11 protein-coding genes are annotated in these 10382 nt (G+C 65.9%); 4 read left to right on the forward strand and 7 right to left on the reverse strand.

The window, feature by feature from the left end; genetic code table 11:
* Window positions 1-819 carry a type I methionyl aminopeptidase gene (gene map, locus H2052_RS16795; protein WP_293784363.1) on the forward strand — a complete coding sequence of 273 codons (819 nt, stop codon included), beginning with the start codon at window positions 1-3 and terminating at the stop codon, window positions 817-819.
* Here map and H2052_RS16800 read toward each other — a convergent pair.
* Together H2052_RS16800 and H2052_RS16805 are read right to left on the reverse strand one after the other, a co-directional pair.
* Entirely contained in the window at window positions 807-1274 is a 468-nt protein-coding gene (locus H2052_RS16800) for a GNAT family N-acetyltransferase (RefSeq protein ID WP_293784365.1), read from the reverse strand. The two genes, map and H2052_RS16800, sit on opposite strands and share 13 nt — an antisense overlap.
* Window positions 1274-2416, reverse strand: coding sequence for an aminotransferase class V-fold PLP-dependent enzyme (locus H2052_RS16805; RefSeq protein WP_293784367.1), 1143 nt, complete (start codon window positions 2414-2416; stop codon window positions 1274-1276). Before H2052_RS16805 ends, H2052_RS16800 begins: the two co-directional genes overlap by 1 nt.
* 76 nt (window positions 2417-2492) lie before the next feature.
* On the opposite strand from H2052_RS16805, the gene radC reads away from it, so the two are divergent.
* Entirely contained in the window at window positions 2493-3182 is a 690-nt protein-coding gene (radC, locus tag H2052_RS16810) for a DNA repair protein RadC (protein WP_293784369.1), read from the forward strand.
* 56 nt (window positions 3183-3238) lie between these two features.
* Window positions 3239-4540, forward strand: coding sequence for an adenylosuccinate lyase (gene purB, locus H2052_RS16815; protein WP_293784371.1), 1302 nt, complete (start codon window positions 3239-3241; stop codon window positions 4538-4540).
* A gap of 68 nt (window positions 4541-4608) precedes the next feature.
* Here the strand turns inward: purB and H2052_RS16820 are convergent, their stop codons facing one another.
* Together H2052_RS16820 and H2052_RS16825 are read right to left on the reverse strand one after the other, a co-directional pair.
* A complete protein-coding gene (locus tag H2052_RS16820) occupies window positions 4609-5445 on the reverse strand; it encodes a helix-turn-helix domain-containing protein (protein ID WP_293784373.1) in 837 nt (278 codons plus the stop codon).
* A gap of 76 nt (window positions 5446-5521) precedes the next feature.
* Window positions 5522-6454, reverse strand: a complete 933-nt coding sequence (locus H2052_RS16825; protein ID WP_293784375.1) for a 2-oxoglutarate and iron-dependent oxygenase domain-containing protein — start codon at window positions 6452-6454, stop codon at window positions 5522-5524.
* A gap of 245 nt (window positions 6455-6699) precedes the next feature.
* Between H2052_RS16825 and H2052_RS16830 the strand changes: the two genes are divergently transcribed.
* A complete protein-coding gene (locus tag H2052_RS16830; protein WP_293784378.1) occupies window positions 6700-8010 on the forward strand; it encodes an amidohydrolase in 1311 nt (436 codons plus the stop codon).
* On the opposite strand, the gene gpmA is transcribed toward H2052_RS16830, so the two are convergent.
* The 3 genes from gpmA to H2052_RS16845 all read right to left on the reverse strand — a co-directional run.
* The gene (gene gpmA / locus H2052_RS16835; RefSeq protein ID WP_293784381.1) at window positions 8007-8696 is read right to left on the reverse strand and encodes a 2,3-diphosphoglycerate-dependent phosphoglycerate mutase; all 690 of its coding nucleotides are present in this window, start codon (window positions 8694-8696) and stop codon (window positions 8007-8009) included. The two genes, H2052_RS16830 and gpmA, sit on opposite strands and share 4 nt — an antisense overlap.
* Before the next feature lie 17 nt (window positions 8697-8713).
* Complete coding sequence (locus H2052_RS16840) at window positions 8714-9850, reverse strand: M14-type cytosolic carboxypeptidase (protein ID WP_293784384.1); 1137 nt, start codon at window positions 9848-9850, stop codon at window positions 8714-8716.
* A 21-nt stretch (window positions 9851-9871) separates the two neighbouring features.
* Window positions 9872-10382 (reverse strand): DUF4136 domain-containing protein (locus H2052_RS16845; protein WP_293784387.1); only part of this gene is annotated, 511 nt, incomplete at its 5' end.

Here is a 10382-nt window from a genome sequence, read left to right on the forward strand (position 1 = left end):
ATGGACATGGAAGTTTCAGACGTCATTCTCGATGCGTCCGGCATCAAGCTGCATGGCCCCGATGCATTCGAAGGGATGCGCCGCGCGGGTCAGCTTGCCGCGGCGGCGCTCGACATGCTGGTGCCGCACGTCGTGCCCGGTGCCCGCACGATCGATCTCGATACGATGGTCTATGAGTTTGTGCGCGAGCGCGGCGGCGTTCCGGCGACCGTGTTCTACAAGGGCTACAGCCATTCCAGCTGCATCAGCATCAATCATGTCGTCTGCCACGGCATCCCGAGCGCGAAGCGGCTGGTGAAGGGCGATATCGCCAACATCGACATCACGGTCATCGTCGATGGCTGGCACGGCGACACGAGCCGCATGTTCCTCGTCGGCGATGTGCCGCTGAAGGCGCGCCGCCTCGTCGACATCACCTATGAATGCCTGATGCGGGGCATCGCGGCGGCGAAGCCGGGCAACCGCCTCGGCGATATCGGCCACGCCATCCAGTCTTATGCCGAGGAGCAGCGCTGCGGCATCGTGCGCGATTTCTGCGGGCACGGCCTTGGCCGCATGTTCCACGACGAGCCGAGCGTCGTCCATGTCGGCAAGCCGGGGCGCGGCGTGCTGCTGAAGCCCGGCATGTTCTTCACGATCGAGCCGATGATCAACCTCGGCCGCGCCGATGTGAAGGTGCTCGACGACGGCTGGACGGCGGTCACGCGCGATCGCTCGCTCTCCGCGCAGTTCGAACACTCGATCGGGATTACCGAAACCGGCTGCGAGATCTTCACGAAATCGCCCGCCGGTCTCGATCATCCGCCCTACGCGGTCTGACCAAGCTCCAGCGTCATGCAGACGCTGTAGGGGTCTTCTTTATAATCCCCGAACGGCGGGCACAGCGTGAAGCCCCGGCTCGCATAGAGCAGCCGCGCCGCATCGAAGGCGGCGGGCGTGCCCGTTTCCAGGCTCAGCCGCGTGTAACCGCGCCGCCGCGCCTCTTCGATGATGTGGTCGAGCATGACGGTCGCGACGCCCCGCCGGCGATGGCGTTCGTCCGTCCGCATCGATTTGATCTCGCCGTGCTGCGGATCGAGTTCGCGCAGCGCGCCGCAGCCCAGCAGCACGCCTTCGTCCCACACCGTCCAGAAGGTGATATCGGGCGCGCGCAGCGCGTCGAGATCGAGCGCATGGACGCTTTCGGGCGGCGAATGGCGATGCATGTCGTCGAGATGCGCCTGCAACAGCGCGGCGATTTCCGGTCCCCGCAGGTCGTCGTGCCGAATCTCCATCAGCCGAGCGCCTTTTTCAGCACGGCGATCAGCCGGTCGCAGTCGGCGTCGTCGTTGTAGAGGTGGGGCGTCACGCGCAGCGAGCGGCCACGCAGCGAAACAAAGACGTTTTCCCCGGCGAGGCGTTCGGGCAGCCCCTCCGGCACGTCGCCCGGAAAGCCGAGCGAAAGGAAATGCGGCGCGCGCGTCGCCGGGTCGGGCGCGAGAAGGCCGATAGCGCGCGCCGCCTCGCCGAGCGCGAGGTTTCGGCGCCCGAGCGTTTCGGCGATGTTCGCGATGCCCCAGCCGAGCAGCATGTCGATGGCGGCGGCGGCGCCCAACAGAAGCGGCGGGTTCGCCTTCTCGCCCATGTCGAAGCGCCGCGCGCCGGGCTGGAAATCATTCCGATAGTCGACCAGCCGCGAGAAATCCTCGCTGCCGACGCGGTTCATCCAGTTGTGCTCGATCGGCGTGCCGCCCTGATGCCTAGGCGCGACATACAGCATAGCGATGCCGTAAGGCCCCATCGCCCACTTGTAGCACGCGGCGACCATGAAATCGGGCTCGACGCGGCCCGCATCGAACGGCAGCGCGCCAAGCGACTGGGTGAGATCGAGCACGAGCGCCGCGCCCGCCGCGCGGCAGGCCGCGCCCACGGCGTCGAGATCGACAAGGCCGCCGTCCGCCCAGTGGCAGTTCGGCACGGCGACGAGCCCCGTGTCCGGGCCGATCGCGGCGAGCACGGCAGGCGTCCACGCCTCTCCGGCTTCGCGCTGCACGGTCACGATGCGCGCGCCGCAGGCGATGGCATGTTCGCGCCAAACGTAGAGGTTGGAAGGGAACTGGTCGGCGAGCACCACGATGTCCTGCCCGCGCCGGAGCGGTAGGTTCCGCGCTGCGACGGCAAGCCCGTAGCTGACCGAGGGGACGACGGCGAAATCGTCCGCGCTGCCGCCGGCGAGTGCTGCGAAGCGGCTGCGCGCCGCCTCGGTGTGTGTGAAGAAGTCGGCGGGGCGATACGTCCACGGCGTGGCTTTCAGCGCCGCACCGCGTTCGACCGCCTCGGTTACCTCATGCGCGAGCGGCGACATGTAGGCGCAGTTCAGATAGGCGACCTCACGCGGAATCGCGAACCGGTCGCGCTGGCAGGGGATCATGCTCATGGTTCCGTTAAGCCAGAAGCCTATGACAGCTGCAAGGGACTGGCCTTTACCCCCGGCTTGCGGCTAGCCTCGTTTCATGCCCGATACGGACTCCACCAACGCTGATGCCGGCCACCGCGCCCGTATGCGCGCCCGCATGTTGCAAGGCGGCGGCGACGCGTTCCATGATTACGAACTGCTCGAATATCTGCTCGGTCTCGCCATTCCACGCCGCGACACGAAGCCGCTCGCGAAGGCGCTGATCGCGCGTTTTCAGTCGTTCGCCGGGGTGATCTCGGCGGAGCCGCGCGACCTGAAGCGCGTCGAAGGCGCGGGGGATGCCGTCATCGCGACGCTCGGCTTTGTGCGCGCCGCTGCGCTTCGTCTCCAGCGCGCGAATGTCTATGGAAAGCCCGTGCTTGCCGGCTGGCAGGCGCTGCTCGATTATCTCCATGCCGATATGGCGCATCTGGGGCGCGAACGTTTCCGCGTGCTGTTCCTCGATTCGCGCAACGTGCTCATCGCGGACGAAGCGATGTCGGACGGCACCGTGAACCAGACCTCGGTCTACGTCCGCGAAGTGATCCACCGCGCGCTTGATCTCGGCGCCACCGCGCTCATCCTTGTCCACAATCATCCCTCGGGCGACCCGAAACCGAGCCGGGATGACATCCAGCTCACCAACCACGTCCGCGATGCGGCACGCGTACTCGGCATCCAGCTCCACGATCACATCGTGATCGGCCGCGAAGGCCATGCCAGCTTCAAGGCTCTCGGGTTGCTCTAAGGCTGGAAACCGCGCGCCCTGTCTGCTACCCGCGCGGCCCTGACAGGAGCCCACGCATGATTCCACGCTACAGCCGCCCCGAGATGACGACGATCTGGGAGCCGGAAACCCGTTTCCAGATCTGGTTCGAGATCGAGGCGCACGCCATGGACGCGCTCGTCGAGCTTGGCGTGGTCCCCGCGGAGGCTGCGAAGGCGGTGTGGGAACGCGGCGGCTTCGATGTTGCGCGCATCGACGAGATCGAGCGCGAGGTGAAGCACGACGTGATCGCCTTCCTCACCAGCCTTGCCGAGCATGTCGGGGAGGAGGCGCGCTTCGTCCACCAGGGCATGACGAGTTCGGACGTGCTCGATACCTGTTTCAACGTGCAGCTCGTGCGTGCGGCCGACCTCCTCATCGCCGATCTCGATGCGCTGCTCGCCGCGATCAAGCGCCGCGCGCTTGAACACAAGATGACCCCGACGATGGGCCGCAGCCACGGCATCCACGCCGAGCCGACCACGTTCGGCCTCAAGCTTGCGCAGGCCTATGCCGAGTTCGAGCGCTGCCGCGCGCGCATGGTCGCGGCGCGGGAAGAAGTCGCCACCTGCGCGATTTCGGGCGCGGTGGGCACGTTCGCGAACATCGATCCGCGCGTCGAAGAGCACGTCGCGAAGGCGATGGGGCTGACGGCGGAGCCGGTTTCCACGCAGGTCATCCCGCGCGACCGCCACGCCATGTATTTTGCGACGCTCGGCGTCATCGCCTCGTCGGTCGAGCGGCTGGCGGTCGAGATCCGCCACCTGCAGCGCACCGAGGTGCTGGAGGCGGAGGAGTATTTCTCGCCGGGTCAGAAGGGCTCGTCGGCGATGCCGCACAAGCGCAACCCCGTGCTCACCGAGAACCTCACCGGTCTGGCACGGCTGGTGCGCGGCTATTCGATTCCGGCGATGGAAAACGTTGCGCTCTGGCACGAACGCGACATCTCGCACTCGTCCGTCGAGCGGATGATCGGGCCGGATGCGACCGTCACGCTCGATTTCGCGCTCGTCCGCCTCACCGGTGTTGTCGACAAGCTCCTCATCTACCCCGAGCGGATGCAGAAGAACCTCGACAAGATGGGAGGCCTTATCCACTCGCAGCGCGTGCTGCTGGCGCTCACGCAGGCGGGCGTCAGCCGCGAGGATTCGTACCGGCTCGTCCAGCGCAACGCGATGAAAGTGTGGGATTCGGACGGGCAGCTCCAACTCCTCGACCTCCTCAAGGCCGACCCGGACGTGACCGCGCGTCTTTCGAACGCGGAGCTCGAAGGTCTGTTCGACCTCGGTTACCACTTCAAGCACGTCGACACGATCTTCCGGCGCGTCTTTGGTGAATAAATCCCTGTAAAATAGGATTTATCCGGCCAGTGGCGCCGCGCCGGCCTACTTCGTCTACTTGCGGCCTTTCAGAAGCGGTGGTGCTTCCGGTCCTGCCGAAGCTGGATGCCCGCATCGAGCAGCGGTGTCGGCGTACGCTCGAACTCCGCGGGCGTCATGCCGATGAAGTGCTTGAACTCGCGCGTCCGATGCGATTGGTCGAAATAGCGCAGCGCCGCGAGGTACTCGTCGTCGGGATCGCCGAGACCGCGCATCGCGGCGGCCATGTCGAGGAAACGGCTGCGGCGCATCACGGTTTTGGGCGTGTGCCCGAAATGCGCGGTGGACAGGCGTTCAAGCTGGCGCAGCGAGATGCCGAGCTGGTCGGCAACGTCTTCGACACGCGTCGCGCTGTCGAGGCGGGCGACCGTTTCAAGGTGCTGCATCGCGCCGTTAACGCGTTCGGGCGCTTTCAGCTGCGCAGTGATCGCCATCTCGCAGACCGTGACGATCGCGTCGTCGTCGGTCAGTTTGGCGACGTCCGCGAACCGCGCCTCGGCGTCCTCCCCCCATACGTCGGCGAGCCGGACCATGCGGTCCGCGAAGTCCGAAGCGGGGCGCTCGGAAAGCGCACGCCAGCCGGAGGGGCGCAGCGCAATACCGACGATGAAGAACGGCCCGCGCACGCGCACCTTGAAGGGCCGTGCGTTGGCGCCGAAGAACAGCACGTCGCCTGGCCGCTCCCAGCGCCCCGGCGCAATCTCCGCGGCCCAGTCCCCGGTGATGAGAATGCGGACGAAGGGGGTTTCGGCGAGCAGCCGGTCCACCATGACGAAATCGTCGGGAAGCGGTGCCCGGAACACGTAGTGGCGCGCGACATAGGGCGCGAGGTGCGACGACGGAGCATAGTTGTGCGACTGCAGCATGAACGGCTCTTCCGGCTTAATTCTTCTACGCAGGGGCAACTGATTACGAACACGTATTGTTCCGCCTCCGCAAGATTCAGAGGAGCCGGATCTCACGAAGCCGTTGCAACAAATAAGCATTCGCCGTGATTGCCTCGGGGTAGCGGTTCGGATTGGCCACCGTGACGCACCCCGGCAGCGTCTCGATCCGGTAGTCCGGCGCAAAATGGAGGAAGAACGGCATCGAATAGCGCGCGCGTCCCGCAGCCGGGCCCACGGGGTTCGCCACGCGGTGCGTGGTGGAGGGCAGCACGTGGTTGGTCAGCCGCTGCAGCATGTCGCCGATGTTCACGACCAGAGCGCCTTCCGGCGGGCTTATCGGCAGCCAGGCACCGTCGCGGTTCAACAGTTCGAGCCCGGCTTCCTCGGCGCCGAGAAGCAGCGTGATGACGTTGATGTCCTCGTGCGCGGCGGCGCGGATGCCGCTCGGGGCCGCGGGCTGCGGCGGGTAGTGCAGGAAGCGCAGCACGCTGTTGCCGTCGCGCGTCGGGCCGGAAAAAAAGGTGTCCGGCAGGTTGAGTCCGATGGCGATGGCTTCGAGCAGGCGAGCGCCCGCCGCCTCAAACGCCGTGAAGATGCCGAGCGCCGCCTCGCGGAAGCCCACAACGTCGGGCCACACGTTCGGCGGCATGTCGGGGGCATAGGGGTGACCGGGAGGAAGCTCGCGGCCGATGTGCCAGAACTCCTTCTGGTCGACCTCCGCGGCGTCCTTGGCCGCCTCGACACCGAACGGCGTATAGCCGCGGGCGCCGCCCGTCCCGGCGATATGCCATTGCCGCTTCACGGCATCGGGCAGCGTGAACAGGCGCCGCGCAGCGGCGTCGGCCGCACGTATGGTTTCGACCGGGATGCCGTGATCGGTCACCACGCTGAAACCGTACGTCCTGAAATCGTGCATCAACTGCTGCGAAAAATCAGCCGGGCGGCCCGCGATCGAAACGGGGCTTAGACTCTCGACGGTTACGGTCATCTCGCAGGCTCGGATGCAATTTTCATACGGGAAATCCTAGCGCGGCGGGAACCGCTTGTCGCCTGCGGTGTTGTGTCCTCTGACTCGCGTGATTTCTGCCCCCAACGCACGCGGGTCACCCTGCCCGAAGGAGTGGGCCGCGTCGGATCAATTCCGGCGCGGCCCTTTCCATATGATGTGCGCGCCTTTCAAAAGGACATTTGCGAAAGGGGCCGCTAGGGTTCTCTTTCGACAGGGAGAAGCCGATGCGCCGTTTCGTTGCCGCCGCCGTTTTCATGTGCCTCGCCGGGCCGGCCTCTGCCGACGCGCTCACCGATGCGGTCGCGGCCGACACGCCGTATCTGGTGGCGCTCTACAAGCATCTGCACGCCAATCCCGAGGTTTCGTTCGAGGAGGTCGAAACGTCGGCGCGGATGGCGGCGGAGCTCAAGAAAGCGGGATTCGTGGTGACGTCCGGTGTGGGCAAGACGGGTGTGGTCGCGGTCCTGAAGAACGGCGACGGGCCGGTTGTAATGCTGCGTGCGGACATGGACGGGCTTCCCGTGACCGAGGAAACCGGCCTGCCCTATGCCAGCAAGAAGACCATTCAGGTTCCGGGCGTCGGCAGCTCGGGCGTGATGCACGCCTGCGGCCATGATATCCACATGACGAGCATGATCGGCACGGCGCGGCGGCTCGCGGCGTCGAAGGCCGAATGGTCGGGTACGCTCGTTATCATCATGCAGCCCGCCGAGGAACGCGGCGGCGGAGCGCGCGATATGCTGGCGGACGGGCTTTATGCGCGCTTTCCCAAGCCTGCGCACGTCATTGGCCTGCACGACAGCGCAACACTGCCCGCAGGCACGCTCGGTATCTCGGACGGCTACGTGATGGCGAACGTCGATTCGGTCGATATCGAGGTGAAGGGCAAAGGCGGCCACGGTGCCTATCCTCACACCACGAAAGACCCGATCGTGCTCGCAAGCCGAATCGTCGGCGCGCTGCAGACGCTGATCAGCCGCGAACTCGATCCCCAAACGCCCGCCGTGGTGACGGTCGGCGCGTTCAACGCGGGCACCAAGCACAACATCATTTCGGACGGCGCGCACCTGCAACTCACCGTGCGGAGCTATTCGGATGAAACCCGCCAGTATCTGATCGATGGCATCAAGCGCATCGTGCGAGGCGAGGCGATCGCGGCCGGAATGCCGGAAGAGCTGATGCCGGTCGTTATCGTTGCGGACGAATTCACCCCCGCCACGTACAATACGCCGACACAAACGACGACGATCAAAGCGGCGTTCGCGGAGCGTTTCGGCGAAGACAAGGTGAAGCCGTATCTTCCCGAGATGGGCGGCGAGGATTTCAGCCGTTATTATCGCGCGGACAAGAGCATCGAAAGCACGCTGTTCCGCGTCGGTGCGGTCAAGCAGTCGACCTATGACGCGGCGGGCGGCGATCCGACGAAGCTGCCGTCGCTCCACTCCTCGAAATTTGCGCCCGATCCCGAGCCGACGATCCGCACCGGTGTGGAGGCGATGGTGACGGCGGCGCGGACGGTGCTCGGCAAGCGCTAGGCGCGGTCCTTGAGGTAGTAGCGCTCGATTTCCTTGAGATCGGCGTCGAGCTCATAGACGAGCGGCTGGCCGGTCGGGATTTCGAGCGTGGGGATTTCATCGTCCGAGATGCCGGAGAGGTGCTTCACGAGCGCGCGCAGGCTGTTGCCGTGCGCGGAGATCACTACACGCTCGCCCGCTTTCAGGCGTGGGGCGATGGAGGCTTCCCAATAGGGCAGAACGCGCGCGATCGTGTCCTTCAGGCTCTCGGTGCGCGGCACTGCGATGCCTGCGTAGCGTCGGTCCTTGGAGACGTCGAAGGCACTGTCTGCTTCAAGCTCGGGCGGCGGGATGTCGAAGCTGCGACGCCAGATGTGCACCTGCTCGGCGCCGACCTTGTCGATCATCTCCTGCTTGTTCAGCCCAGTGAGACCACCGTAATGGCGCTCGTTGAGGCGCCAGTCCTTGGTGACGGGCAGCCAGAGGCGTCCCATTTCCTCAAGGACGAGGTTCAGCGTCTTGATCGCGCGCGTTTGCAGGCTGGTGAAGCAGGTGTCGAAATCGAAACCGGCGCCGGCGAGAAGCTGCCCGGCGGCGCGGGCTTCGGCGGCACCTTGCTCGGTGACGTCGACGTCCCACCAGCCGGTGAAACGGTTTTCAAGGTTCCAGGCGGACTGGCCGTGGCGCAGCAGTACGAGACGGGGCATTGCGTATTTCCTGAAAGTCAGCGGAGTTGGGGAAGCACTTCGAGCGCGGCGGCGAGGCAATCGCGCCCGAGCGCCTTCGAACGCGCGGGCGACCAGCCATAATCTGCGTCCGGTGCCACATTCGCGTCCTTGAACGGCATTTCAAGCGTCATTGATAGGCAGCCAAAACGCTCCGCGAGCGCGTTGGTGGCGACGGTGAGGTTCGCCTTGCCGGGCGCCGGAGTCTCGTAGCCGTCAACGGTCTGGAAGTCCGGCGATAGGCGGTCGAGAATCGCGATGTAGGCGGCGAGCCGGTGGGTCATCGCGTCGGTGATGGAGGGGATGCCCTCGAAGCCCGCGATGAAGTTGTTCGGGATGGCCTCGTCGCCGTGGACGTCGAGCACGAAGTCAGGCTTGTCGCGGTCCATGCGCGCGAGCACTGAATAGACCTCGGGGCTGCGTTCGAGCGAGGGCGACGCCCATTCGCGGTTGAGGTTCACGCCGACAGCGTTCGTGCGCAGGTGGCCACGGCGGGAGCCGTCCGGGTTCATGTTGGGCACGATGCGCAGTGTTGCCTTGGCGCGGAGCGCGCGCGCCACTGGGTCGGCCGGGTCGGTCAGGCGTTCGAGCGCGCCTTCCATCCACCATTCGGCCATCGTCTCCCCCGGGTGCTGGCGGGCGATGAACCACAGGTTCACCGGGCCGTCGCCGATCGTCAGCAGGTCCATGTCCTGCCCGTCGAGCGTCTTACCGATGACTTCGGCACGCACGCCCCGCGCACTGCCGATGCGGGCAACGAGGTCGTTGTGCCGTTCCATGCTGTAGGGCGCGAAATAGGCGATCCAGACGCTGTCGTGCTCGGGCGTCAGCCGGATGGTGAGCGTGCCGCCGTCTGCCGCCTTGTCGTATGCCGTATCGGCGCGGCGCCAGTCGTTGCGATCGTAGGAGACGACCGCGCGATAATCTGGCCACCCGCCCGGGTAAGCGGAGGCTTCAAGACCGACGAGGCGGATGACGCAGGCTTCGCCGCGCACCCCCGAAAGGCGGAAATAGAACCACTGCGCGAATTCCGACATGTGGTCGCGCGGGATGGTGAGCACGATGTCGTCCGCGCGCTCGGCGCGCGTGACGGCGATATTGCCGCCGTCGAAGGCGGCGGAAACGGTGACGGCCATGACACTCCTGTAGGGCAGGGCTTACTGGGATTTGTAGGTCACCGTTTGGCCCGACGTGCCCGGAAAGTCACGCAAAAGTGCATCGGCGAGCGCGGGCATCGCCGCCGCGAGCGGTCCGTAGCGCGTCGTGCTGCCCGCTTCCGCAACGGCGCGGCCTTCCCAGAGCACGCTCTTGTCGGAAGCGCGCTCGATCTTGAGCGCGAGCATGTTGATCGCGGTTTCCTTCGTTTTCTTTTCGCCGATGCCGAAGCTGGTGCCGAGCCCGACGCCGACGTTTTTGCCGAATGTGCCGCCGCCGATGCCAATCGTGATCGGAGAGCCGCCGCCGACGCCTTCTCGCGTCGTCTGCCCATAGGCGAGCACGCCGACATATTCGGCACCTTCCCGCGCCGATGCGACGCTGAAGCCGTGTTCGGTAAGCTCGGCGCCGACTGCGGACGCATAGTTCTGAAATTCGAGCGTACCCGCCGCGGCCTTGTCGAGCGGTTCCAGATAAACGCTGCCGCGCAGCCCGGGCTGCGCCATGTGGAAG

The organism is Sphingosinicella sp. (genome assembly GCF_013911755.1).
Classification (GTDB): domain Bacteria; phylum Pseudomonadota; class Alphaproteobacteria; order Sphingomonadales; family Sphingomonadaceae; genus Sphingosinicella.

Excerpts from the sequence above, each read along its gene's own strand:
- H2052_RS16830 (WP_293784378.1), top strand. The coding sequence starts at position 6,700 with ATGCGCCGTTTCGTTGCCGCCGCCGTTTTCATGTGCCTCGCCGGGCCG.
- gpmA (WP_293784381.1), bottom strand. The coding sequence starts at position 8,696 with ATGCCCCGTCTCGTACTGCTGCGCCACGGCCAGTCCGCCTGGAACCTT.
- purB (WP_293784371.1), top strand. The coding sequence starts at position 3,239 with ATGATTCCACGCTACAGCCGCCCCGAGATGACGACGATCTGGGAGCCG.
- radC (WP_293784369.1), top strand. The coding sequence starts at position 2,493 with ATGCCCGATACGGACTCCACCAACGCTGATGCCGGCCACCGCGCCCGT.
- H2052_RS16840 (WP_293784384.1), bottom strand. The coding sequence starts at position 9,850 with ATGGCCGTCACCGTTTCCGCCGCCTTCGACGGCGGCAATATCGCCGTC.
- H2052_RS16805 (WP_293784367.1), bottom strand. The coding sequence starts at position 2,416 with ATGAGCATGATCCCCTGCCAGCGCGACCGGTTCGCGATTCCGCGTGAG.
- H2052_RS16800 (WP_293784365.1), bottom strand. The coding sequence starts at position 1,274 with ATGGAGATTCGGCACGACGACCTGCGGGGACCGGAAATCGCCGCGCTG.
- H2052_RS16820 (WP_293784373.1), bottom strand. The coding sequence starts at position 5,445 with ATGCTGCAGTCGCACAACTATGCTCCGTCGTCGCACCTCGCGCCCTAT.
- map (WP_293784363.1), top strand. The coding sequence starts at position 1 with ATGGACATGGAAGTTTCAGACGTCATTCTCGATGCGTCCGGCATCAAG.
- H2052_RS16825 (WP_293784375.1), bottom strand. The coding sequence starts at position 6,454 with ATGACCGTAACCGTCGAGAGTCTAAGCCCCGTTTCGATCGCGGGCCGC.